The sequence below is a fragment of the Reyranella sp. genome, from assembly GCF_050185545.1.
Taxonomy (GTDB): Bacteria; Pseudomonadota; Alphaproteobacteria; order Reyranellales; family Reyranellaceae; genus Reyranella.
Window position 1 is genome coordinate 1 of sequence record NZ_JBFWZI010000080.1, and the last position, 23,238, is coordinate 23,238.

Genomic DNA, 23,238 nt, shown 5'->3' on the forward strand with positions numbered 1-23,238 from the left:
CTCGACGCGACGGATCTCGCCGACTCCGGGCAGGAACACCAGCGCGCTGCCGGGCTGCTCAGCCAGCGCGCGACGGACGGTCGATGCCACGACATCCTCGATGCGCCCGGTCGGATCGCGGTCGAGGTAGATCGTGTCGACCGGGAACATGCGGCCCGCGCTCTCGACCACCGGCGCTCCGCCCAGCCGCTCCGCCACGGGGCCGGGATCGAGGGTCGCCGACATGGCGATGACGCGCAGGTCCTCGCGCAGCGCCGCCTGCGCCTCGCACACCAGGGCGAAGGAGAGGTCGGTCTCGAGGCCGCGCTCGTGCAGCTCGTCGAAGATCACGCAGCCGATGCCGTCGAGCGACGGGTCGTCCTGCAGCATCCGCAGGAACAGGCCGTCGGTCACGACCTCGATGCGCGTGCGCGGACCGACCCTTGTGTCGAGCCGTACGCGGTAGCCGACGGTCTCCCCGACCTGCTCGCCCAACGTCGCCGCCATGCGCCGCGCGGCGGCCCGCGCCGCCAGCCGCCGCGGCTCCTGCATGACGATCTTGCTGTTGCCAAGCCAGGGCGTATCGAGCAGCGCCAGCGGCACGCGCGTGGTCTTGCCGGCGCCTGGCGGCGCCACCAGCACGGCGGCGTTGCCGCCGAGCAGCGCCTCCTTCAGGCGCGGCAGGGCCTCGTCGACGGGAAAAGAATCCATTGCGGCGGCCATCGTAGCGCCCGAGCGAGCTGATCAGGCCTGAAACAGCGGATTGATGACGGAGACCCCGGCGAAGCGGCCAAAATCACGGTCGGCGGACCACAATTGGCGGATCCCATGCTGCCTGCACAGCGCCGCCACGCGGGCATCGTGGATGCGCGGACCGATCACCTGGCTGTTGACGAGGAGGGAGCGCAAGGTCGGCCAGTGGTTCGTCGACTCGGCAAGCAGTGCGACGGTCGGCGATTGAAGCCACGCGTCCACTTGATCGAGGGCACCGTCGAGAGGGGTTGGCGGCACATAGATGCGGGGGTGGGTGACGATGGCGAGGAACTCATGCAGGCACGGCCATGGAATAGCCCAGGCCTCCGGGCCCTCGGCGAGTGCGGTCAGGCGCTGCAGGGCAGGACGATGAAAGGCGGAGTCCTCACGATGGGCATAGACGAGAATATTGGTATCGACCGCAATCAACTGCCGCGCCCCTCGTAGGCACGGTCGAGGACCGCCTCCCAGGAGGCGTTCTGCAAGTCGGGAGACAAGCCCTTTCCTTTGAAGGAGGCCCGGCGCAACTTGAAAGGCGGGTGTTGCCTGGTCTCGGCGATCACCCGATGCAGGCCGCGCTCGATGAGGGCCTTGAGCGTGATGCCTTCCCGTGCCGCCAGCTTCTTTGCCTCCCTGAGCAGGGCCTCCGAGATATCGACCGTGGTCTTCATTCAGCCATCCATATGGGTGCCCTAATATGGGCGCCCATATTCGGGAATGCAACGCCGAGTGGGTGCGCATACATCCCTTTGCAAACGGCAACGGCCGCACCGCCCTGCTATGGGCCAACAGCTTGGCGATGCGTTATGGCCTGCCGACTTTCGGGCGGTTGCGCCCCAGGCCGGATGGCAACTACGGCATCGTCAGCCGAAAGGCCATGCTGGGGGACTGGGAGGAGACGGTGGCACTGTCTGGCGAGCTGCCCGCCGACTTCCTCGAAGAGTCCGATCCCGACAGCTGGAGCGGCTTAGCCCCGGCGCCGGCTATGCGTTCACCATCTGACGCGGCAGGACCATGACGATATCGGGCCATATCGTGATGAGGGCGACCCCGAGACACAGGAGGAGAAAGAAGGGGAACGAGGCCTTGGTCACCGTCCAGATGTCCCGTCCGGTGAGATTCTGCAGCACATAGAGATTGAATCCCACCGGCGGCGTTATCTGCGCCATCTCCACCACCAGCACGATGTAGATCCCGAACCACAGCGGATCGATGCGTTGCGCCGCGACCATCGGCAGGACGACGGGCGCCGTCAGCACGATCATCGACACGCCGTCGAGGAAGCACCCCAGCACGATGTAGAGCAGGGTCAGCAGGACGATCAGCCCGACGGGACTGAGGCCCAGCGTGTTGACCCACCCGGCCATCGTCGCCGGCAGGCCGGTGAAGGCCATCGCCATGGTGACGAACGCCGCGCCGACCAGGATCAGGCCGATCAGGCAGCTGGTGCGAACCGCGCCCAGCAGGCTTTCCCGGAAGGTCTCCCACGACAGCGTGCCGGTGGCGGCCGCCAGGATCAGGGCGCCGACGACGCCCATCACCGCCGCCTCGGTCGGCGTGGCGACGCCGCCGTAGATCGAGCCGAGCACGGCGACGATCAGCAGGATCACGGGGATCAGCCGGCGGGCGTTCCACAGCTTCTCGGCGAGGCCCATCCTGAGGTCGTCGGCCGGGACCCTGGTGGGATTGAGGAGCGACCACCCCGCCGTATAGGCCATGAACAGGCCGATCATCATGAAGCCCGGCAGGAAACCGGCGATGAACAGGCGACCGATCGAGACCTGCGCGGTGATGCCGTAGACGATCATCATGATGGACGGCGGGATCAGCAGGCCGAGCGTGCCCGATCCGGCCAGCGTGCCGATCGCCATGCCCTCGTGATAGCCGCGCCTGCGAAGCTCCGGCATGCTCATGCGGCCGATCGTGGCGCAGGTCACGGACGACGAGCCGGACACCGCCGCCATCACGCCACAGCCCAAGATGTTGACGTGCAGGAGGCGGCCGGGCAGCCAGCCGAGCCACGGCGCCAAGCCTTTGAACATGTCCTCCGACAGGCGCGAGCGGAACAGGATCTCGCCCATCCAGATGAAGAGCGGCAGGGCGGTGAGCGCCCAGTTCCAGCTCGAATCCCACACCGTGCTCGCGAGCAGCGAGCCGGCCGGTGCGGGGGTGAAGAAGAACAGCGCGACGAAGCCCACGATCAGGAGCGCCACGCCGATCCACACACCTGACGCCAGCAGGAGGAACAGCGTGCCCAGCACGCTCGCCGCGAGGATGGCTTCGCCGCTCATCGCGTTGCCGCCTTGGCCGGGACGATTGCGGCCGACGCCTCGGCCATGCCTGACTCGGACATGCTGGCCGCGGCCGCTTCCAGCTCGTCGCCGATCGCCTGCGCCTCCGCATCGGCGAAGTCCGGGATCTTGCCGCCCAGTGTCTGGATCAGCTGGTCGACCAGCCCGATCGCCATGATGGTCGCGCCCAGCGCCATGCCGATCTGCGGGATCCAGAACGGCACTGCCATCAGGCCGGGGCTGGTATCGCCGAACAGGAAGGATTCCCAGGCCATCTCCCAGGCCTTGACGGAGAAGAAGACGAAGGCCGCGCCGCCGATGGCGCAGCACCAGATTTCGATGCGGCGCCGATGTTGCGGCGGGAACTTTCCGACCAGCAGGTTGACGCGGATGTGGGCGCCCGCATTGAAGGTGTAGGCGAGGCCGAGAAAGGTCGAGGCGGCCATGCAGAAACCGGAGATCTCGGTGGCGTCGAAGGTGAAATGCAGCAGCCGTCCGGCGATCTGGGCGAGGATGGTGACGCCGATCATCATCAGGAAGAACGCCGAAAGAAGGCCGCTCACGCGATAGAGCGCATCCAGTGCAGGCCGCATCGCATCACCGTCGCTCTGAGAGGTCTCTGGGAGGGGGAGCCGGGCCGCGGCTGGCGGCCCGGCGGATCGCCGGCGTCAGTTGGTCTTCTGGCCGGACATGTAGCTGGTCAGGACAGCGACGGCCGCCGGGCTCGCCGTTGCCTTCCATTCGTCGGCCATCGTCGCGCCGACCTTCTTCATGGCACCGATGACCGCCGGCGGCCCGGCTGACACGGTCATGCCGTTCTTCTTGAGGACGGCGGATTTCTCGTCGCCCGCCGCCTTGCTCATCTCCCACGACCGCTTGGTGTAGGCGGCCGAGGCATCCATCAGCACCTTCTGGTCGGCGGGCGGCAGCGCGCTGAAGGCGCGCTTGTTGAAGACCAGCGCGTTCTTGGACAGGATCGCGCCGACGTCGGTGAAATACCTTGTGTTGTCCCACGCCTGGATGTCGGTGCCCGTCTGGGCGCTGGTGAACAGTGCCTCGATGAGGCCGGTCGAGAAGGCTTGCGGGATCTCGGCGAACGGCAGGATCGTCGCATTGAAGCCGAGCAGGGTCGCCATGCGCTGGGTCGCCGTCGAGTAGATGCGGATCTTCTTGCCCTTGAAGTCGTCGACGGTGTTGACCGGCGTCTTGGTGTAGAAGCCCTGGCTCGGCCACACTTGGTAGCCCGCGATCACCATGCCGGCCTTGTTGAAGAGGCCCTTGAAATAGGGAGCCTGCGCCTCCATCAGCTTCCAGGCTTCGTCGTAGGTCGAGGCCAGGAACGGGACGCCGTCGAGGATGTACATGGGATCCTCGTTGCCGTAGACGCCGAGGCGGATCTCGCCGCCCTGCACCTGGCCGCGCTGGATCGCGCCCTTGATGCTGTCGAGCTTGATCAGGCTGTCGTTGGTGTGCAGCGTGATCTTGAGCTTGCCGGCCGTGCCCTTCTCGACGTCCTCGACCCACTTGCGCAGGTTCTGGGTCATGAAGTTGTTCTCGGGATAGCCGCTGGCCATGATCCATTGGGTCTGCGCGGTTGCCGGGCCTGCCAGGGCGAGGCATGCTCCGGCGGCGAGGGCCGCAGCCTTCAACGCCGCGGCCTTGAACGTGAAACTCATCCGCCACCCTCCTGTCGTGCGCATGTGATGTCGAGGATCGGGCTGCAACTTCCGTGCCACGGCCTGCGCGGCATGGCGCTTGCTTCACGGTGATACGGAGGACAGCTGATGCCCGACTTCGTCTTCCCGGTCGTCGATCTCGAGCCGTGGTACGCCGGCCGCGATCGTCGCGCGGTCGCGCTCCGGGTTCGCCAGGCCTGCGAGACCATCGGCTTCTTCGCCGTCCGCGGGCATCGCGTTCCCCGGGCGACGATCGAGGACATGCGCTCGACGTCGCGTGCCTTCTTCGATCTGCCGCTGGCCCGCAAGATGGAGGTGGCACGGCCTCGACCCGAGCAGAACCGCGCCTATCATTGCCAGGGCACCGAGACCCTCGCACGCCTGGCAGGCAACGACTCGCCGCCGGACTACAAGGAGGTTTTCGCCATCGGCCCGCCCGACGTGCCCGCCGACGATCCCTGGTATCATCAGGGACCTGGCGCCTATCCCAACTACGCGCCCAATCTCTGGCCGGCCGAGCCGGCGGCCTTCGAGGCGTCCTGGAGGGCCTATTGGGGTGCAATGGAAGACTTGCAGGATACGATCTGCCGCGTCTTCGCCAGCGCGCTCGACCTGCCGGACGACTGGTTCGCGCGGCATCTCGACCGGCATTGCAGCATGCTGCGGGCGCTCCACTATCCCGAGCAGACCGAGCGGCCGCGCCCCGGCCAGCTTCGCGCCGGCGCGCACACCGATCTCGGCATGCTGACCATCCTCAAGAACGAAGCGGCAGACGGCGGGCTCGAGGTGCGCGACCTCGACGGGCGCTGGCACGAAGCGCCGGTCGTCGAGGACGGCTTCATCGTCAATATCGGCGATCTCCTGATGCGCTGGACCAACGACCGCTTCGTGTCGACGCTCCATCGCGTGGCCAATCCGGTGAACGGAGGCGGCAGGCGGCGACTGTCGATCGCCTACTTCGTCGCGCCGAACTACGATTCGGTGGTCGAGTGCCTGCCCACCTGCCGGGCGCCCGGCAGCCCGGCGAGGTATCCACCGATCACTGTCGCCGGCTATCGCAACGAAAGGTTTGCCCGGACCGCCGCACGGGGGCAGCCGGCCACCTGATCATCGGTGTCGCGTCGGCGACCGCGGCGCCGGCGCCGCGGATGCCGGGCGCGGTTGGTGGCCGAGCCGCGCCAAGCCCGACCCCTGCGGCTTTTGGCTGCGATTTGCGGTGTCGCTTTTTCCGCTAGCACCGCCCCCATGATTCGCCTCGACAACATCAGCAAGCAGCACGGCCATCAGATCCTGTTCATCGACGCGTCGATGGGCATCCAGAAGGGCGAGAAGGTGGGGCTTGTCGGGCCCAATGGCGCCGGCAAGACCACGCTTTTCCGCATGATCGCCGGCGAGGATCGGCCCGACGATGGCCAGGTGACGATCGATCCCGGCATGACGATCGGCTATTTCAGCCAGGATGTCGGCGAGATGTCCGGCCGGAGCGCCGTCGCGGAAGTGATGGATGGCGTCGGGCCGGTGAGCGCGCTGGCCACCGAGATGGCCAGGCTCGAGGCCGCGATGGTTGATCCCGACCAGGCCGGCGACATGGACGTTATCGTCGAGCGCTATGGCGAGGTGCAGGGACGCTTCGAGGAGCTCGATGGCTATGCGCTGGAGGCCCGGGCGCGCGAGGTGCTCGCGGGTCTGAGCTTCAGCCAGGAACGCATGGACGGCGACGTTGGCCTGCTCTCCGGCGGGTGGAAGATGCGCGTGGCGCTCGCCCGCATCCTGCTGATGCGGCCCGACGGCATGCTGCTGGACGAGCCGAGCAACCATCTCGACCTCGAAAGCCTGATCTGGCTGGAGGATTTCCTGAAGAAATACGACGGCGCGCTGCTGATGACGTCGCATGACCGCGAGTTCATGAACCGCATCGTCGGCAAGGTCGTGGAGATCGACGGCGGTTCGCTCACCACCTATTCGGGCAACTTCGACTTCTACGAGCAGCAGCGTGCGGTGGGCGAGCGGCAGCGCCAGGCGCAATTCGAGCGCCAGCAGGCGATGCTCGCCAAGGAGATGAAGTTCATCGAGCGCTTCAAGGCGCGGGCCTCTCACGCCGCCCAGGTCCAGAGCCGGGTGAAGAAGCTGGACAAGATCGAGCGGGTGGAACCGCCCCGGCGCCGCCAGTCCGTCCAGTTCGAGTTCCGCACCCCGCCGCGCTCGGGCGACGACGTGGCGAGCTTCCGGAACGTCCACAAGGGCTATGGCAGCCAGCCGATCTATGCCGGGCTCGATTTCCGGATGCGTCGCCGGGAACGCTGGTGCGTGCTGGGCGCCAACGGCGCGGGCAAGTCCACGCTGCTCAAACTGGTGGCGGGGGCGACCGAGCCGGACGAGGGCACCGTGACCCTCGGCAGCAACGTCAGGATGGGCTACTTCGCCCAGCACTCCATGGACCTGCTGGACGGCGCCGATACGGTCTTCGAATCGCTCGACGGGGCGTTCCCGCAGGCCGGGCAGGGGACGCTGCGCACGCTGGCCGGCTGCTTCGGCTTCTCCGGCGACGATGTCGAGAAGCCCTGCCGCGTTCTGTCCGGCGGCGAGAAGGCCCGCCTGGTCATGGCCAGGATGCTGTTCGACCCGCCGAACTTCCTGGTTCTCGACGAGCCGACGAACCATCTGGACATGGCGACCAAGGAGATGCTGGTCGCCGCCCTGGCGGAGTTCGAGGGCACCATGCTGTTCGTCTCGCACGACCGCCACTTCCTGGCCGCGCTCTCGAACCGGGTGCTTGAGCTGACGCCCGAGGGCGTTCACCAGTACGGCGGCGGCTACACGGAGTATGTGGCCCGGACGGGCCAGGAGGCGCCGGGTCTTCATCCGGGCCCGTAGCGGGACGCTCACGCTCTTTCGGACCGCGGACGTCCCGCCCGCTCGTTCTCCAGACCCGCGAGGCTGGTGCTGGCTATGCGCTTTCCGCCCGATCACCAACGATGTGCAGGAATCAATCTGGTGACGTCCGACACTGCGTCGAAGCCGCCAGAGGGCAATCAAGTGGCCGCTTATGGCAAGGTCTACGTGAAGCAGTCGCGCTCTAACGCTCTAACGTACTGGTAGAGCAGCAGCTTCTTGATCTTGGAGCACTTGGCGATGGCGTCGATGCGGGATGCGGGCGCCGGCGATGGGTCATGCCCTTCGACCGTCAGCAGAGAAATCGCCGGAAGTGCTCGATGGCGAACTCGGGACGTTCGCGTACCGACGCATGGCCGGCCATCGGCACCTCGACGATTCCGGCACTGCCCGGAATGTTGTCGTTCATCCAGCGGGCGGCATCCTTGAAGGCCTGGCTCTCGTTGGACCCGAGCAGGATCGATGTCGGCATCGTCATCCGCCTGGCCTGTTCACGGGCATCGAGCATGGCGAGCCACTCGCAGCCCAGCGCATAGCCTTCGCCGCTGCAGGCGGCCCACTTCTCCTTCACATGGCGCACGTTGGGGCCGTTCTCGTCGAGCGACGCCTGGGTGAAGAACACCTTCTCCAGCATCGGGATCAGGCTCGCGACACCGTTCGTGCGCGCGAGCGCCGCCCGCACCGGCCAATTGGCGCGCATCTCGTCGGTGTAGCGGGGCGTGCAGTCGCACAGGATGACGCGCTCCACCATCTCCGGGTAGGTGCCGGCAAAATACTGGGCCAGCGATCCGCCCATGGAGATGCCGGCCAGATTCGCCCGGTTCACGCCTTCACGCTCCAGCAGCGCCTTCAGCTGCCCGGCGAGCTCGGCTTCCCCGTATTGACCGAGGGGCAGCCGGCTGTCGTGGTGTCCGGGAAAGCTGTAGGCGATCAGCTCGAGCTGGTCTGCGAGCGGCTCCAGCACGTCCCAGAAATGCCAGTCCATGCCCAGGCAGTGCAGGAGCACCAGCGGCTTGCCGCGCCCCCGACGATGCACGGTGATGTCGGCCGGATCGAGCGGCCGGGGATGCCAGTTCATTGCCTGCGTGCCCTCTTTCAAAACGAACTCGGATCGCCGACCGGCCGCGTGCGGGCGCCGGCGAACGAACCCGCGGCCGTGTTTGGCCCCTAGCGCAGCGCGCGCATCGGCGCTTCAACGCGCAGACGGGTGTGCGTCCTGTCCAGGTCCATCGGCTCGACGATGCGCTCGGGTCGGTCGGAAATCCAGGACAAGGGAGGTTCGCAGGCACGCCGGCAAGGTGGTCCGGCCCGGTAAGGTCGAGGTCCGCAGGATGGATGGCCACGCCCTCTGGCGGGCGGTGCTATGATCGACCATGGCTTCGATTGATGTCGTCCTCGAACTTCGCAGGCGGGCAGACGAGATTCGCCAGCTCGGCGCGACTTCGCTCTATGTGTTCGGATCGACGGCGCGGGGAGAGGCGACGGCAGACAGCGATGTCGATCTCTTTGTCGACTACGATCCGGAAAGGTTCAGCTTCGTCGAGCTGGTTCGCCTGCGGGAGCGGCTTTCGGAAGTGCTCGGACACCCTGCCGATCTGACGACCCGGGAAGGGCTGCATCCAATGCTGCGTCAGACCATCGAGGCGGAAGCCATCAAGGTCTTCTAGGGTGAGGCGCCCGCATCTCGTTCGCCTTCGCGACAGTCTCGAAGCAATCGACGGTATGGCCGACGACGGATGGCCTCGATGTCGCGTAGCAAATGACCAAGCCCGGCGTGGGCTTCGGCAAGGCCAACCGAGTTATGGCTTGTCGAGGCTATGGCGATGCCCGAGCGGGATCTCGGCATCGGCGATCAGCTTTGCCTCGATGTCGGTAAGGTCCGCGCTTCGAATGGCATCTCGCTGCGCCTGCTTCATGGCATGGAAGGATTCAGCCGAGACGATATAGATGGTTTCCCGGCCGTACTTGGTGACGCGGATCGGCTCCCTGAGAGCCCGATCATGATAGGCGCCGAAATTCTTTCGAACTTTGGAGGCCGACACGGTCTTGGTCATGGGCGTGTAAACTTTCCGTATCTTCCGCAAGATGTGATATCGGCACCTTTTTCAACACGCCGTGCCCTGCGGCGCACGAGGGCGAGTCCGGAAAGGCGCAGCCATGCGGATCACTGCCAAGGGCCAGGTCACCATCCCCCGGTACGTGCGAGAGCGCGCGGGCCTCAAGCCGGGCACCGATGTCGAGTTCGAGATCGAGGCCGGCGTCGTGCGCCTCGTAAAGGCGCGGGCGGGTGGCCGCCGTCGGACCCCGGGGGCAGAAGCTGGTCGAAAGCCTGCGCGGGCGCGGCGACTTCGAGATGACGACCGATGAAATCGTCGCGCTGATGCGCGGCCCTTTTGCCGACCAGGGCTGAACAGTCCAGCCATGAGTGCAATTGATTGGGACGACTTGATCCGGCAGGGGACGCCGCCGGTCTCATCCCTTGATTTCTCGGGGTGGCAATGCCACCCTTGCGACGATGCAAGCCGTCGTCGAGACGCCGGACTATCTCCGCGATGCCAAGGCTGCTGGAATCGGGGACGACGGGCGGCGCTTCATTGTCGATCATGTCGCCGCGAACCCCAGGGTGGGTGATCTCATCGTCGGCTCCGGCGGCGCACGCAAAGTCCGGTTTGCGGCGCCGGGTCGCGGCAAGAGTGGTGGCTACCGCGTGATCACTTACTACGGCGGAGACGACATTCCAGTGTTTCTGCTCAACGTCTTCAAGAAGGGTGAACGGGTCAATCTCAGCAAGGCGGAGATCAATGCGCTACGTGAGGAGCTTTCCCATCTTGCGCGCGAGTACCGTGAAGGAGTGACGAAACGTGTCAAAGGCCGGTAGACGAATCCTCACGAGCGTTCAAAAGGCACGGGCCTTCGCGCGCGGTGAGGCGGACGAAGGCTTCGTGGTGCATGTGCCGGACGAGGTGGACGTGCGCGCCATCCGCAAGCGGCTCGCGCTGACTCGGGTCGAGTTCGCCAATCGCTTTGGCTTCTCGACGGACGCGGTGAAGGAGTGGGAAACCGGCCGGCGCGTGCCGGACCGCTCGGCTCGTGTGCTCCTCAAGATCGTCGAGCTCGAACCGGAAGCGGTACGGCGAGCGCTCACTGCGTGACCGCCCAATCCGGTGTCAATTGCGGAGGAGCACCTCATCCGGGCCGAGCCGGATGACCTTGATGCGCTCGATTGCACGACTTGATTGCACACTCCTTTGGCTGCAGGAGCGAACCACCTCGGCTGGCCCGCCTGCCGGTTTGCTCCCCGTCGTGACAACACCTGCGGCGAAGCTGCGTGCCAACCGAAGGACGGGACCGTGATCGCCGGCACCGACTCTAACCAACACTCCAGCGACGCACCGTCATTCCGGTGCGTCACGGCCAAGTCGTTGATTTCAAACACCGATGACGCAATGACGCAAATGACGCAAGATTCCGGGCCGATTCTCCGCGGCGACTCGAGAGAGCGAGGCGCCGCCGTGGTTGCGACCGCAAGACGCCGGCTGCGACCGCACCGTGCGGTCGCGACGGATCTCTTGCGGTCGGCCAACCCCTTGATTTCGAAAGGCTGCGACCGCAAGCGACCGCACCGACCGCAAGAAAAGGGGGTCGTGTTGCTCAGTCCGCGCCGGGCGCGTGCTTTCCGTTTACGTCAAGGGAAGATCGGGACGAAGATCCGCGCCCGTTTTCGGCCTTGGCCGGTGTCGCCGGCCTCCTATGATGAATGACGAGAACGAGGAAACGCCGTGCTCAAGCTGACCTTCTGCCTGCGCCGGCTGCCGGCCCTGACGGCGGCCGAGTTCCACGACTATTGGCTGCACAAGCACGGGCCGCTGGTGCGCCGTCTCCAGCCGGCGCTGGGCATGGTGCGGTATGTCCAGGTCCATCGGCTCGACGAGGCGCTCGAAGCCCCGCTGGGCGACGGCATGCGCAAGGCGCGCGGCGCGCCGGAACCCTACGACGGCATCGCCGAGCTGTGGTGGGAGAGCGAGGAGAGCTACCGGGCGGCGCGCCGCACGCCGGAGGCGCGCGAGGCCGGCCGGCTGCTGCTCGAGGACGAGGCGAAGTTCATCGACCTGGCGCGCTCGCCGCTGTGGCTCAACCGCGAGCACGTCATCCATCCCGCGGCGGAGCGTCGGGTTGCAGATGCCGACTGACGTGGAGCTGCTCGCGCGCGTGTTAGTCTGATCAGACGATTCGACATCCGGGCGATCGGTGAGTGAGGGCGCAATGGACAGCACCAGCAGCAGCACCAGCAACGAGGCCCGCCATTCGGCGGCGCATTACTTCCTCGAAGGCCTGAACGAGATCGGTTTCGACTACCTGTTCTGCAATTTCGGCACCGATCACGCGCCGATCATCGAGGCGATGGCCGCCTTCAAGCGTGGTGGCCGCAAGGCGCCCGAGACCATCCTGTGTCCGCACGAGATCACGGCGGTGCACATGGCGGCGGGCTACGCCATGGCGACCGGCCGCGGGCAGGGCGTGATGGTCCATGTCGATGCCGGCACGGCCAACTCGGCTATGGCACTGCACAATATCTGCCGGGCGCGCCTGCCGGTGCTGCTGATGGCCGGCCGCGCGCCCTTCACCACGCGCGGCGAGCTTTTAGGCACCCGCGACACCTACGTGCATTTCGTGCAGGAGCCGTTCGACCAGGCGAGCCTGGTGCGGCCCTACACCAAGTGGGAATACAACCTGCCGTCGGGCGTGGTCGCCAAGGAAGCGCTGCGCCGCGCCCACACGATGATGATGAGCGACCCCAAGGGGCCGGTCTACATGACCTTCCCCCGCGAGACGCTGACCGAGCTGTGGTCGGAAGGGCAGATCCGCTCCTACCCCGAGGAGCGCTTCGGTCCGGCTGGTGTCGGCGCCGTCGATCCGCAATCGGTCGAGATCATCGCCGAGCGGCTGCTGTCGGCGGAACGGCCGATGCTGATCACCGCCTATGCCGGACGCAACCACGCCTCGGTCGCCCTGCTCGACGCGCTGGCGCGCTTCGCCGGCATCCGCGTCGTCGAGTTCAGCCCGGTCTATGCCAGCCTGCCGGCGGATTCGCCTTGTCACGGCGGCTTCATGCCGGCCAAGGCGCTGGCCGAGGCCGATGTCGGGCTGCTGGTCGATGTCGACGTGCCGTGGATTCCCAAGGACATGCCGGACAATCCCTCGACCTGGTGGGCGCATGTCGACGTCGATGCCGAGAAGCGCGGCTTCCCGATGTGGACCTTCCCGGCCAATTTGCGCCTGCAGGGCGACAGCGGCCGCTTCTTCGCCGACCTTCTTGGCGTGCTGAAGGCCAAGGCCGATGCGGGGTTCAGGGCGCGGGCGGCGGCGCGCGTGGCGGCGTTGGCGGAGGAGGGGACGGCGCGCCGCGCGCAGGCCGCCCGGCTCGCCGGCGATCCAGGCGTCGCCGGCGAGATCAACCCGCACTTCGTGTGTGCCGCGCTGGCCAAGGCGCTCGGGCCGTCGGCCATCGTGATCAACGAGGCGATCCGCAACATCCCCGCGGTGCTGGCGCAGATGCCGCGCACCGAGCCCGGCAGCCTGGTCGGCCTGGCCGGCGCCGGCCTGGGCTTCGCCGCCAGCCTCGCGCTCGGCCTTAAGCTCGCGCTGCCCGATCGCGCCGTCGTGCCGATCATGGGCGACGGCACCTTCTATTTCTCTAACCCGCAGTCGGTGCTGGCCGTGTCGCAGAAATACGGCCTGCCGATCTTCATGGTCGTGCTCGACAATTCGGGCTGGGGGGCGGTGAAGGAGGCGACCTTGCGGGTCTACCCGGGCGGCGAGGCCAAGGCCGGCGACGACTACGGCGCCGCCTACGCGCCGGCCATGGACTTCGCCCTGATCGCCCAGGCCGCCGGCGCCCACGGCGAGCGTCTCTCCGATCCCGCCGACGCCGACGCCGCGATCGCGCGCTGTTTGGAGGCGGTGCGCTCCGGCCGCTCGGCCATCCTGCATGCCAAGGTCACGCCGATCTAGAGAGCGGCTACCCAGTCATTCCGGGGCTGCCCGATTGCGGCTTCAGCCGGTTCGGTTCTCATTTTGGGCAGCGAGGCACTTGAAGGCTGGCCGCGCTGGTCCAGTGTTCGATGGTTTCCAGAACCATGTTCATCGGAGCGGAGCGCGTGGCCATAACCTATCAACCGGTCGACCATTCGACCTTTCTGGACTACGCCGGCTATCGCATCACCGACGCGCCGACGGTCGAGAGCGCCTACGGTATCACCGATGGCGAGAGCTCGCCCTACGGCATCAACGTCGCGCTGGTGCTTCCGCGCGTCACCGACGCTTCAGGATTGCTGGCGCAGGATTGGGGAACGCGGCAGCAGACGATCGAGGACCTCAACGACGCGGGTGCGCTGTGGACGACCTATGGCGCGAGCAACGCCCAGTACGATTCGCTCGTCAGCGCCGTCGAAAGCGCTCCCTTCAACCTGACGATTCTGCACGATGGCCCCGATGGCAACTACGTCTCGTCGGCCGAGTCGCGCACGATCTGGGTGAACATCGCAACGGCGGCGGACTTCAAGGCTTTGTTCAACACCGAATTGATGTACTCGCCGTCGGAGGTGCTGATCTACTGGAACGGCGATCTCTCCCTGCCGGCGGGCTGGGACGTGACCGGCTTGTGGGTCGACTACGACACCAGCCCTCCGGCGACAAACCTGTCGACCGGAACGCCGGTTACCCTGACTCCGGGGCCGCAGAGCGTCGGCACCTCGGCGCCGAGTTCGGGCGAGCTGCCGCCGGGAGCGCCCCAGCTGTCGCCGGACAAGATTGCCGAGCTGTACAACTTTCCGCTCGACGGCCAGACCGTGCAGACCGGCTTCATCGGCCTGATCGAGCCGGGCACCGGGGATGTGCTGCCCGAGCACCACACCCAGACCTTCGAGCAGCTGCTCGCGGAATACCTGGCCGGTAGCGATCGCAGCGGCAGCGGCAAGGTCCATGTCCAAGGGAAGGATGGCCAATCCTTCGAGAACGGCTCGCCCGGCGAACGCTCGCTCGACGTCGGCGTGGTCGCGGCGATCAATCCCAACAGCGACATCAAGCTTTATGTCGGGTCGGGAGACACCGACGACAACGACGCCTACGCGTCGACGTTCACCGCCATTCAACATGCCATCTGGGACAAGGCGGAGACGGTGGTCGGCAACACGACGGCCAAGGCGGCCGTGACCTCGAACTCGTTCCACGACGGCCAGAGCAGCGCACCGGACTCGCCCTTCTACCGTGTCTATCGGGAGCTGTTTGTCGACGCGGCGCTCGCCAACCAGACGACCTTCATTGCGCTGGGCGATGGAGGTTCCGGCAATCAGACCGGCAATGGCCTCACCAACGTCACCTCCAACATCTCCCAGCCCTGGAACGTTCTGGTGGGCGGGACATCGCTGTCGACAACGAAAGTGGCCAACGCTGACGAGACGCTCGCCACGGTGGTCACGGCCGCGATGGCGGGCAGCCCGAAGACGATCTGGCAGCTGGTGGCCGGTGGGCTGACGACCATGCCGGACGATACCGCAAGCACCCAGGCCTTCGTCGAAACGGTGTGGAACGACTATTTCGTCGCCAACGAAGACGGTCAGCTCACGATCGAGGGGATACCGGGCGCGTTCTTTGCCGGTGGCTACATCAGCAACATGACCACCTCGGGCGGCGTGGACGCGACGCAGAGCGTGCCTTCCTATCAGGCCGACTTCGGGCTCAACCCGACGACCTCCGACCCGCAACACCTGGTCGGTCGCGGCGTCCCCGATGTCTCGGCGAATGCCGGCGGCAATCTTACCTACACCGTGCCCAATCCCGACATGGTCGGCACCAACAACTGGGACGGCACCAGTGCGGCCTCGCCGCTGTGGGCGTCGCTGGCGATCCAGATCAACACGATCTTCCGCGACCAGAACCTGCCCAACCTCGGCTACATGAACGACCTGCTGTACACGGTGGCGGCGATCGCGCCTGCGGCGTTCAACGACGTCACGATGGGCAACAACACGTCGTCGTTCTTCGAGCCGGGCGCCTACCTGACCAACGACACCGACGTCAGCCCGACGGGCTACGGCTATGCCGCCGGTTGGGGGTACGACCTGACCACGGGGCTGGGCACGCCGAACGGCGTGCTGCTGGCGCGGGCGCTGACCGCGATCGCCCATTCGGAGATGTCGTACGACGACGACGTGCCACAGGTGCTGACCAGCTCCGGCGCCGGCGGCTGGACCAGCGGCGTCGGGCAGAGCCTGCTGATCCAGATCGTGTCGCCGGACGCGGACGTCGACGTGAAGGCTGGGTCGAGCCACCTCGACCTGTCGAGCGGGGCGACGGGCGAATTCGCCTGGACCGCCCAGCTCGCCGGCCAGGCCGGGCAGAAGGACTTCGACGCCAATCTGGTGCGCCTGTTCGACCGCTATGGCCAGGGCGCGGTCGGCCAGGTGACCGTGGACCAGGGCGACATGTTTGCCGTCGCGGTCGACGGCATGGATGCCCAGGCGTTCAGGGCGCCGCTCACCAACCAGTTCGGCTTCGTCGACTTCCAGACCGCGGGCGGCATGGTGCGCGTGGCGCGGCCGGTGGCGGTGGCGGAGACGGTGGGTGCGGCCGACGATCAGACGGCAGTGGTGAACATCCGCCAGAACGGCAGCGACACCCTCGAGCTGAGCTTCTACCGGGTCGACGACTTCACCGGCAGCATCGGCGGCCTCGCGCCGGGGGCGGCGGGCTACGCGGCAGCCGCCCAGGCCCGCGCCTACCAGACCACGACTGGTGCCACGGCGATCGACGGTCCGGGCTACGGCCAGTTCTTGCAGGCGAAGCTGGAGGATATCGACTCGGGCGATATCGTCGCCATGAAGCTGGTCGACACCACGCAGGGCAGGACCTACTGGGCGTTCTCGCAGGCCAACGAGGTGGTGGACGGCGTACCTGTCGGCCACATCTGGAACTACGGGCTGAACACCTGGGGCTTCGAGGACACGTTCGGCGGCGGCGACCGCGACTACAACGACCTGGTGGTCAATCTCGACTTCACCAGCGCGTTCGGCAACGCGTGGCTTGTCTAGCGAGCTGCGGTCCAACTTTGATGGTCAAGCGCTGGGAGCGTGCCACTCGAGGCGGGGTAGTCTCCGCCTTGAGTGGCGCGCTCCCAGCCAAGGGTCATGGAGTCATGCGGACCGCGGGCGTCCCGCCCGCTCATGGCTACTCATGAGCGGGCGGGACGCCCGCGGTCCAAGATTGAGTCCTCTTCCGCACCACGCCACCGCACCTGGACCGGATTGGGGTGGTTCTTGCCGGACTTCTGCTGGGCCGGGTTGACGTCACGAATATCTCGCCTAGCGTGGCAGAGACAGGCGGCGTCTTTATGCCGATGACGGCGCAACATCAGGGAGGATGGATCATGCGCACGCTCGGGGGTGTGACCGAGGTTGCGTCCGGCCACGTCGGCGCCCGTGGCACGTCGGTGGTTCGGATGTCCGCCGTGCCGGCGCGCGAAGCCGACGCAGCACGCCCCTCTGACGCAGGATGCCCGACTGACGGAAAACGAGCTCGACATCTTCATTTGCGTCAGTCGCAAGTGCTTGATTCCAAAGGGCACTGACGCAAAGACGCAAAAGACGCAAAATCGGGCCATGAAAAATTTCCCTCTCCTGAAGATCTTCAGGGGAAACAGGCGTCGCGGTGCAAAAGCGTGTGGCCGCCTGCCGCGTTGATCTCCCGCCTTGATGGCGATCGTATTCACCCGTCAATATGACGTCGACGTCATCAATCAGCCGGAACCCGCCGCCATGCCCGACACCGCCGTCCTGTCCCAGCCGCGCCCCGCCGCGACGACCGAGCATTTCGACGTTCTGATCGTCGGCGCCGGCATCTCCGGTGTGGGCGGTGCCTATCACCTGACGCAGCAGTGTCCGGGCACGAGCTTCGTGGTGCTCGAGACGCAGGAGAGCTTCGGCGGCACCTGGCTCACGCACCGCTACCCGGGCATCCGCTCGGACAGCGACCTCTACACCTTCGGCTACCGCTTCAAGCCGTGGACCAGCGCGCCGATCGCGTCGGCCGACGAGATCCTGGCCTACATGGGCGAGGTGATCGACGAGAACGACCTCGCCCGCCACATCCGCTACCGCCATCGCATCGACTCGGCGAAATGGTCGAGCGCCGACAACCGCTGGACGATCGAAGGCGTGCGCACCGACACCGGCGAGGCCTTCCGCATCTCGGCAGGCTTCCTGTGGATGTGCCAGGGCTACTACCGCCATTCCGAGGGCTACACGCCGGAGTGGGAGGGCATGGCCGACTACAAGGGCCGCATCGTCCATCCGCAGACCTGGCCCGACGACCTCGACTACAAGGGCAAGAAGGTCATCGTCATCGGCTCGGGCGCGACGGCCGCCACGCTGGTGCCGGCGATCGCGGGCGACTGCGAGCACGTCACCCTGCTGCAGCGCTCGCCGACCTACTTCATCCCGGCGCGCAACGCCAACGACCTCGCCGACCAGCTGCGCCAGCTCGAGGTCGACGAGACCTGGATCCACGAGATCGTGCGCCGCCGCATCCTGCGCGACCAGTCGGAGTTCACGCGGCGCTCGTTCGAGGAGCCCGACAAGGTGCGGGCCGAGCTGCTGGGCGGCGTGCGCGCCTATCTCGGTCCGGACTACGACATCGACACGCACTTCACGCCGAGCTACCGGCCGTGGCGCCAGCGCATCGCCTACGTGCCGGACGGAGACCTGTTCCGCGGGATTCGCAGCGGCAAGGCATCGGTGGTGACCGACGAGATCGATCGCTTCACCGAGAAGGGCATCCGGCTGAAGTCGGGCCGCGAGCTCGAGGCCGACATCATCGTCACCGCCACCGGCTTTCACTTGAACGTGCTGGGCGACATCGCCTTCACGATCGACGACAAGCCGCTCGATTTCGCCGAGACGGTGACCTATCGCGGCATGATGTTCACCGGCGTGCCCAACATGGTCTGGGTGTTCGGCTACTTCCGCGCCAGCTGGACCCTGCGCGCCGACCTGGTCGCCGATTTCGTCTGCCGCCTGCTCAACCACATGAAGGACAAGCAGGCCCGCCGGGTCGAGGTGGCGTTGCGACCCGAGGACAAGGACATGCCGCTCCTGCCGTGGATCGATCCGGAGAACTTCAACCCCGGCTACCTGATGCGCGGCATGCACCTGCTGCCCAAGCGCGGCGACAAGCGCGAATGGCAGCACACCCAGGACTATTGGCGCGAGAAGAACGAGTTCCCCGCCATCGACCTCGACGACAAGGCGTTCGTCTACGGGTGACTCTTCCTCCTCCCCAAGCTTCGCTTGGGGAGGTGCCCCCGTAATCGAGGGGTCATGGTCTTCCGGACCGCGGGCGTCCCGCCCCCTCAAGTGTCAGAGCGGGCGGGTCCCCCGCGGTCCCGATGTCCCCTCCCTCGCCGAAGACGGCGACACCTCCCCAGCAGAGCTGGGGAGGAGAATGATCAAAACGGAATCGCCACCAGGGTGTCGAAGCGGCCGCCGTCGCAGATCACGATGCGCTCGGCGAAGCGCAGCGCGCCGCCGGCATCGGGCTTGACCTTGTCGCGGTAGCAGCCGGTGGCGAACAGGTCCATCGTGCCGTCGCGCATGATGCGCACGATCAGGAATGGCGTCTCGACAGTGGTCGCGCCGTTCTCCTGGCCCAGCACGACCGGCAGGCCGACGATATGGCGATAGCGCTGGCGCTCGTAGATGTTGACCTTGCGCAGCGAGGAGATGCGGTCGTGCAGCATGCCGCGCGACTCGGCGTAGATGATGCCCGACGGCAGCCCGCGCGCCACGTTGTCGGCCGTCGTCACCTTGTAGAGGCAGGGATCGTGGAACAGCTCGGGCCATGCCTCGAACTGCTCGGTGTCGATGACGCGCGCATAGGCAGCGTTCAGCTCGACCAGGCGCGCGACGTCCATGGTGCTTCCTCTCGGCCTTCGTCTCGTAGCGGTCTTCCAGTAGCCCGTCTTCTAATAACCCATGTGCCGGCGGTAGGCCTTCCAGAAGCCGCGCACCGAGGCCTCGGTGGCGCGCGTCGCCTGGCTTTCCGCCTCGGCGCCGCCCATCTCGATCACCGAGACGTGGTCGGCCGCGGCGGCGGTGCCGCGCTGCACGAAGCCGCCGACGCAGCCATCCTCCATGGATATGAAGCCGGCCGGTCCCACCAGGTTCTGCTGCCGCAGCCGGCGGGCGAACATCTCCTCGCTGTCGTCCTCGAAGCCGAAATACGTCCACACCAAGTCCATCTTGCCGAGCCCGCGCGGCACGACGTGGCGGACCGCCAGGCAATTGTGGATCTGCTGCAGGATGAAGCCCGGGAACACCGACAGGATCTGCAGCTGGATGTGATCGCCGAACTCCTCGACCGACTGGAGCACGCGGGAATCAGCCAGCCCGAACTGGTCGTTGTCGCTGCGGATCTGCTGCTCCTTGTAGGCGCCGGCGTTGGCGCCTTCGGGGATGGCGATGGTGTAGCTCGAATGGTTGCCGCCGTCGGGGCTCACCAGCACGCCGCCGCCCTGGGTCAGGCGCGAGATGCGGAAGGTCGCCAGGAAGGTGTGCAGGATGCTCGCGTGATAGGTGTCCTTGACGTTCTCGACGTAGAGCTTCCAGTCGTTGGGCAGCGGCTGGACGAAGCGGCCCATGACGCGGATCGGCCGGTTGAGCACGCGCTTCAGACGGTCGACCACCTCGCTGCCGATATACTCCTCGATCGGCGGCGTGTCGGGCGACAGGGTGGCGAACACCAGGCCGCACAGCGTGGTGGTGCGCAGCTTGCGCGGGCTGAAATTCTCGCGGCAGAAATCCCTGGGCATGCCGCCCAGCCCGTTGATCCCGCGCTCGAAAGCGATGCCGCGCAGATTGCCGGAGAGGTCGTAGCTCCAGGCGTGATAGACGCACTTGAAGTTGTTCTGGACGTTGCCGCCGTCGTCGAAGGCGATCAGCGCGCCGCGATGCGAGCAGCGGTTCTCGAAGCAGTTGATCTGGCCATCCGGCCCGCGCACCACGATGACGGGCAGGGCGCCGACCTGGTTGGTGCGGTAGTCGCCCCTGTTGGGGATGTCGGCCTCGAGGCAGACGAAGTTCCAGGTCGCGCCCTCGAACAGGCGGCGCATCTCGCGCTCGTAATTGGCCTCGTCCTGGTAGACCCAGTAGGGCACGCGGGCGAGCGAGTCCTCCGGCCACGCGCCCCGTGGTGCTTGGCTCGGCGCCTGGTTCGCCGTCCGGGCCGGCGCCTCGGGGAACCCTTCGTCGTGTCGGATGTCCATATGACCCTCCCGTCACTCCGGCATTACATTGGCCGATCGGATGACCGAGCGCCAGCGGCATGGGCGACAACGCTCCTCCTCCCCAGGTCGCTGGGGAGGTGTCGCCGTCTTACGGCGACGGAGGGGTCATGGTCTTCCGGACCGCGGGCGTCCCGCCCGCTCGTGAGAAGAGCGGGCGGGACGCCCGCGGTCCGCATGAACATGACCCCTCGGTGCGTGAGACATCCGGCCCGCGAGCGCGAATCTCTTGGCGTCGATCTACCGCGCTCCCACCAACCCCCCCAGCCGACGTTGCCGTTAATCTGGCCGATCCCGATATGTCCGGCATGCCGCCCTTTCACGCCTTCGCCCAGTCGATCCAGCCGCAGGGTCCGTTGCGCGCCGCCATCACCGCGGCCTGGCGGCGCCCCGAGACCGAGTGCGTGCCGCCGCTGCTCGAGCCGGCCAGCCTGCCGGCGGCGCGCACGGCCAGGGCGCGTGCGCTCGCCATGCGGCTGGTCACGGCGCTCAGGCAGAAGACGCCGTCGGGTGGCGTCGAGGGTCTGATCCACGAATACGCCCTGTCGAGCCAGGAGGGCGTCGCCCTGATGTGCCTCGCCGAGGCGCTGCTGCGCATTCCCGACGACGACACGCGCGATGCGCTGATCCGCGACAAGATCGGCGACGGCGACTGGCGCGCCCATCTCGGCCACAGCCCGTCGCTGTTCGTCAATGCCGCGACCTGGGGCCTGATGCTGACCGGGCGCCTCACCGCCACCAGCAGCGAGCGCTCTCTCTCGGCCGCGCTGACCCGCCTGATCGGCAGGGGCGGCGAGCCGCTGATCCGCGGCGGCGTCAATCTCGCGATGCGCCTGATGGGCGAGCAGTTCGTCGCCGGCCAGACGATCGACGAGGCGCTCGACCGGGCGCGGTCGCTCGAACGGCAGGGCTTCCGCCATTCCTACGACATGCTGGGCGAGGCCGCGATCACCACGGAGCAGGCTGAGCGCTACCTCGCGGCCTATCGCCAGGCCATCCATGCCATCGGCACCGCCTCGGCCGGGCGCGGCATCTACGAGGGGCCGGGCATCTCGATCAAGCTCTCGGCCCTGCATCCGCGCTACGGCCGCGCCCAGCGCGAGCGCGTGATGGCGGAACTCTATCCGCGCTTCCGGGAGCTTGCGCTGCTGGCGCGGCGCTATGACATCGGCCTCAACATCGACGCCGAGGAGGCCGACCGGCTCGACCTGTCGCTCGATCTGCTGGAGCGGCTCTGCTTCGAGCCCCAGCTCGAGGGCTGGAACGGCATCGGCTTCGTGGTGCAGGCCTATCAGAAGCGCGCGGTGTTCGTGATCGACTGGCTGATCGATCTCGGCCGCCGCAGCCGGCGCCGGCTGATGGTGCGGCTGGTCAAGGGCGCCTACTGGGACAGCGAAATCAAGCGCGCCCAGCTCGACGGGCTCGAGGGCTACCCGGTGTTCACCCGGCGCATCCATACCGACGTCTCGTACCTGGCCTGCGCCCGCCGCCTGCTGTCGGCGCCCGACGCCGCCTTCCCGCAGTTCGCCACCCACAACGCGCTGACGCTCGCAACCGTCCACGCCATGGCCGGAGAGAACTTCTATGCCGGCCAGTACGAGTTCCAGTGCCTGCACGGCATGGGCGAGCCGCTCTACGAGGAGGTCGTGGGGCTCGGCAAGCTCAACCGGCCGTGCCGCATCTATGCGCCGGTCGGCACGCACGAGACCCTGCTCGCCTACCTGGTGCGGCGGCTGCTGGAGAACGGCGCCAACACCTCGTTCGTCAACCAGATCGCCGACCCCGCCGTGACGCTCGAGACCCTTCTCGGCGATCCCGTCGAGCGGGCGCGCGCCGTCGTGCCCGTTGGCGCGCCGCACCCCGGGATCGCCCTGCCGCGCGATCTTTTCGGCGCCGAGCGGTGCAACTCGCGCGGCCTCGACCTCGCCAACGAGCAGGTGCTGGCGGGCCTGGCCAAGCTGCTGCTGGCCAAGTCGCCTGCCGACGATGCCGTGGCGGGCGCGGCATGCCCCGTCCTCGATCCCGCCGATCACCGGGACGTCGTGGGCCGCGTCGTCGACGCCATTCCCGAGCGGATCGACGATGCCGGGTCGGGCGCGGCACGCCCTGTCCTCGATCCCGCCGATCATCGCGGCGTCGTGGGCAGCATCGTCGATGCGACGCCCAAGAAAGTCGACGATGCCGTGGCGGGCGCGGCACGCCTTGTCCTCAATCCCGCCGATCACCGGGACGTCGTGGGCCGCGTCGTCGACGCGACGCCCGAGACGGTCGACGAGGCCTGCGCGCGGGCCGCGCCGTGGCAGGCGCCGCCCGC

The 23,238-nt window shown here is 67.1% G+C and carries 22 protein-coding genes and 1 pseudogene; 13 read left to right on the plus strand and 10 right to left on the minus strand.

What is annotated here, in order from left to right:
* From AB7O82_RS20625 to AB7O82_RS20635, 3 genes are all read right to left on the minus strand, one after another.
* Nucleotides 1–690: DEAD/DEAH box helicase (locus AB7O82_RS20625; protein ID WP_428620041.1), on the minus strand; the 690-nt coding region annotated here is incomplete at its 3' end.
* Between the two features lie 33 nt (nucleotides 691–723).
* On the minus strand, nucleotides 724–1,161 hold the full coding sequence (locus AB7O82_RS20630) for a type II toxin-antitoxin system VapC family toxin (RefSeq protein ID WP_428548339.1): 438 nt from the start codon (nucleotides 1,159–1,161) through the stop codon (nucleotides 724–726).
* The gene (locus AB7O82_RS20635) at nucleotides 1,158–1,403 is read right to left on the minus strand and encodes a hypothetical protein (protein ID WP_428548337.1); all 246 of its coding nucleotides are present in this window, start codon (nucleotides 1,401–1,403) and stop codon (nucleotides 1,158–1,160) included. The genes AB7O82_RS20630 and AB7O82_RS20635 overlap by 4 nt, the downstream gene beginning before the upstream one ends.
* Nucleotides 1,404–1,429: 26 nt before the next feature.
* Between AB7O82_RS20635 and AB7O82_RS20640 the strand changes: the two genes are divergently transcribed.
* Nucleotides 1,430–1,750, plus strand: a complete 321-nt coding sequence (locus tag AB7O82_RS20640) for a Fic family protein (RefSeq protein ID WP_428548335.1) — start codon at nucleotides 1,430–1,432, stop codon at nucleotides 1,748–1,750.
* On the opposite strand, the gene AB7O82_RS20645 is transcribed toward AB7O82_RS20640, so the two are convergent.
* The 3 genes from AB7O82_RS20645 to AB7O82_RS20655 form a co-directional block, all read right to left on the minus strand.
* Entirely contained in the window at nucleotides 1,716–3,023 is a 1,308-nt protein-coding gene (locus AB7O82_RS20645) for a TRAP transporter large permease (protein ID WP_428548333.1), read from the minus strand. The two genes, AB7O82_RS20640 and AB7O82_RS20645, sit on opposite strands and share 35 nt — an antisense overlap.
* The gene (locus AB7O82_RS20650; protein WP_428548330.1) at nucleotides 3,020–3,616 is read right to left on the minus strand and encodes a TRAP transporter small permease; all 597 of its coding nucleotides are present in this window, start codon (nucleotides 3,614–3,616) and stop codon (nucleotides 3,020–3,022) included. Before AB7O82_RS20650 ends, AB7O82_RS20645 begins: the two co-directional genes overlap by 4 nt.
* Nucleotides 3,617–3,691: 75 nt before the next feature.
* Nucleotides 3,692–4,699, minus strand: coding sequence for a TRAP transporter substrate-binding protein (locus AB7O82_RS20655; protein ID WP_428548327.1), 1,008 nt, complete (start codon nucleotides 4,697–4,699; stop codon nucleotides 3,692–3,694).
* Nucleotides 4,700–4,807: 108 nt separating this feature from the next.
* On the opposite strand from AB7O82_RS20655, the gene AB7O82_RS20660 reads away from it, so the two are divergent.
* Nucleotides 4,808–5,806, plus strand: coding sequence for an isopenicillin N synthase family dioxygenase (locus AB7O82_RS20660; protein ID WP_428548324.1), 999 nt, complete (start codon nucleotides 4,808–4,810; stop codon nucleotides 5,804–5,806).
* A 138-nt stretch (nucleotides 5,807–5,944) separates the two neighbouring features.
* Nucleotides 5,945–7,573: an ABC-F family ATP-binding cassette domain-containing protein gene (locus tag AB7O82_RS20665; protein ID WP_428548321.1), complete on the plus strand. Its 1,629-nt coding sequence runs from the start codon at nucleotides 5,945–5,947 to the stop codon at nucleotides 7,571–7,573.
* Nucleotides 7,574–7,883: 310 nt separating this feature from the next.
* Here the strand turns inward: AB7O82_RS20665 and AB7O82_RS20670 are convergent, their stop codons facing one another.
* Nucleotides 7,884–8,669 (minus strand): alpha/beta fold hydrolase, encoded by a 786-nt coding sequence (locus AB7O82_RS20670; protein WP_428548318.1) that lies wholly within the window; start codon nucleotides 8,667–8,669, stop codon nucleotides 7,884–7,886.
* A 295-nt stretch (nucleotides 8,670–8,964) separates the two neighbouring features.
* Here AB7O82_RS20670 and AB7O82_RS20675 point away from each other — a divergent pair, with 295 nt between their 5' ends.
* On the plus strand, nucleotides 8,965–9,258 hold the full coding sequence (locus AB7O82_RS20675) for a nucleotidyltransferase family protein (protein ID WP_428548315.1): 294 nt from the start codon (nucleotides 8,965–8,967) through the stop codon (nucleotides 9,256–9,258).
* A gap of 132 nt (nucleotides 9,259–9,390) precedes the next feature.
* Here the strand turns inward: AB7O82_RS20675 and AB7O82_RS20680 are convergent, their stop codons facing one another.
* The gene (locus AB7O82_RS20680; protein ID WP_428548312.1) at nucleotides 9,391–9,645 is read right to left on the minus strand and encodes a type II toxin-antitoxin system prevent-host-death family antitoxin; all 255 of its coding nucleotides are present in this window, start codon (nucleotides 9,643–9,645) and stop codon (nucleotides 9,391–9,393) included.
* A 103-nt stretch (nucleotides 9,646–9,748) separates the two neighbouring features.
* On the opposite strand from AB7O82_RS20680, the pseudogene AB7O82_RS20685 reads away from it, so the two are divergent.
* The 8 genes and pseudogenes from AB7O82_RS20685 to AB7O82_RS20720 all read left to right on the plus strand — a co-directional run.
* A pseudogene (locus tag AB7O82_RS20685) lies at nucleotides 9,749–9,862 on the plus strand (AbrB/MazE/SpoVT family DNA-binding domain-containing protein); the annotation flags it as partial.
* 16 nt (nucleotides 9,863–9,878) lie between these two features.
* Complete coding sequence (locus tag AB7O82_RS20690; protein WP_428620050.1) at nucleotides 9,879–10,001, plus strand: hypothetical protein; 123 nt, start codon at nucleotides 9,879–9,881, stop codon at nucleotides 9,999–10,001.
* Nucleotides 10,002–10,106: 105 nt separating this feature from the next.
* On the plus strand, nucleotides 10,107–10,469 hold the full coding sequence (locus AB7O82_RS20695; RefSeq protein ID WP_428548306.1) for a type II toxin-antitoxin system RelE/ParE family toxin: 363 nt from the start codon (nucleotides 10,107–10,109) through the stop codon (nucleotides 10,467–10,469).
* A gap of 67 nt (nucleotides 10,470–10,536) precedes the next feature.
* Entirely contained in the window at nucleotides 10,537–10,743 is a 207-nt protein-coding gene (locus tag AB7O82_RS20700; RefSeq protein ID WP_428620043.1) for a helix-turn-helix domain-containing protein, read from the plus strand.
* Between the two features lie 627 nt (nucleotides 10,744–11,370).
* Entirely contained in the window at nucleotides 11,371–11,781 is a 411-nt protein-coding gene (locus AB7O82_RS20705) for an EthD domain-containing protein (protein ID WP_428548300.1), read from the plus strand.
* A gap of 73 nt (nucleotides 11,782–11,854) precedes the next feature.
* A complete protein-coding gene (locus AB7O82_RS20710; RefSeq protein ID WP_428548297.1) occupies nucleotides 11,855–13,603 on the plus strand; it encodes a thiamine pyrophosphate-requiring protein in 1,749 nt (582 codons plus the stop codon).
* A gap of 146 nt (nucleotides 13,604–13,749) precedes the next feature.
* Nucleotides 13,750–16,680, plus strand: a complete 2,931-nt coding sequence (locus tag AB7O82_RS20715) for a hypothetical protein (RefSeq protein ID WP_428548294.1) — start codon at nucleotides 13,750–13,752, stop codon at nucleotides 16,678–16,680.
* 723 nt (nucleotides 16,681–17,403) lie between these two features.
* Entirely contained in the window at nucleotides 17,404–18,909 is a 1,506-nt protein-coding gene (locus AB7O82_RS20720; protein WP_428620048.1) for a flavin-containing monooxygenase, read from the plus strand.
* A gap of 182 nt (nucleotides 18,910–19,091) precedes the next feature.
* On the opposite strand, the gene AB7O82_RS20725 is transcribed toward AB7O82_RS20720, so the two are convergent.
* Nucleotides 19,092–19,556, minus strand: coding sequence for an aromatic-ring-hydroxylating dioxygenase subunit beta (locus AB7O82_RS20725; RefSeq protein ID WP_428549856.1), 465 nt, complete (start codon nucleotides 19,554–19,556; stop codon nucleotides 19,092–19,094).
* 51 nt (nucleotides 19,557–19,607) lie between these two features.
* On the minus strand, nucleotides 19,608–20,906 hold the full coding sequence (locus AB7O82_RS20730) for an aromatic ring-hydroxylating dioxygenase subunit alpha (RefSeq protein WP_428549853.1): 1,299 nt from the start codon (nucleotides 20,904–20,906) through the stop codon (nucleotides 19,608–19,610).
* 317 nt (nucleotides 20,907–21,223) lie between these two features.
* Between AB7O82_RS20730 and AB7O82_RS20735 the strand changes: the two genes are divergently transcribed.
* Nucleotides 21,224–23,238 (plus strand): proline dehydrogenase family protein (locus AB7O82_RS20735; RefSeq protein WP_428620045.1); only part of this gene is annotated, 2,015 nt, incomplete at its 3' end.

Bases quoted from the DNA above. Each gene is read 5' to 3' on its own strand.
- AB7O82_RS20710 (WP_428548297.1), top strand. From the start codon at position 11,855: ATGGACAGCACCAGCAGCAGCACCAGCAACGAGGCCCGCCATTCGGCG.
- AB7O82_RS20725 (WP_428549856.1), bottom strand. From the start codon at position 19,556: ATGGACGTCGCGCGCCTGGTCGAGCTGAACGCTGCCTATGCGCGCGTC.
- AB7O82_RS20730 (WP_428549853.1), bottom strand. From the start codon at position 20,906: ATGGACATCCGACACGACGAAGGGTTCCCCGAGGCGCCGGCCCGGACG.
- AB7O82_RS20695 (WP_428548306.1), top strand. From the start codon at position 10,107: ATGCAAGCCGTCGTCGAGACGCCGGACTATCTCCGCGATGCCAAGGCT.
- AB7O82_RS20645 (WP_428548333.1), bottom strand. From the start codon at position 3,023: ATGAGCGGCGAAGCCATCCTCGCGGCGAGCGTGCTGGGCACGCTGTTC.
- AB7O82_RS20680 (WP_428548312.1), bottom strand. From the start codon at position 9,645: ATGACCAAGACCGTGTCGGCCTCCAAAGTTCGAAAGAATTTCGGCGCC.
- AB7O82_RS20675 (WP_428548315.1), top strand. From the start codon at position 8,965: ATGGCTTCGATTGATGTCGTCCTCGAACTTCGCAGGCGGGCAGACGAG.
- AB7O82_RS20640 (WP_428548335.1), top strand. From the start codon at position 1,430: ATGGGCGCCCATATTCGGGAATGCAACGCCGAGTGGGTGCGCATACAT.
- AB7O82_RS20660 (WP_428548324.1), top strand. From the start codon at position 4,808: ATGCCCGACTTCGTCTTCCCGGTCGTCGATCTCGAGCCGTGGTACGCC.
- AB7O82_RS20635 (WP_428548337.1), bottom strand. From the start codon at position 1,403: ATGAAGACCACGGTCGATATCTCGGAGGCCCTGCTCAGGGAGGCAAAG.
- AB7O82_RS20665 (WP_428548321.1), top strand. From the start codon at position 5,945: ATGATTCGCCTCGACAACATCAGCAAGCAGCACGGCCATCAGATCCTG.
- AB7O82_RS20670 (WP_428548318.1), bottom strand. From the start codon at position 8,669: ATGAACTGGCATCCCCGGCCGCTCGATCCGGCCGACATCACCGTGCAT.
- AB7O82_RS20650 (WP_428548330.1), bottom strand. From the start codon at position 3,616: ATGCGGCCTGCACTGGATGCGCTCTATCGCGTGAGCGGCCTTCTTTCG.
- AB7O82_RS20655 (WP_428548327.1), bottom strand. From the start codon at position 4,699: ATGAGTTTCACGTTCAAGGCCGCGGCGTTGAAGGCTGCGGCCCTCGCC.
- AB7O82_RS20720 (WP_428620048.1), top strand. From the start codon at position 17,404: ATGCCCGACACCGCCGTCCTGTCCCAGCCGCGCCCCGCCGCGACGACC.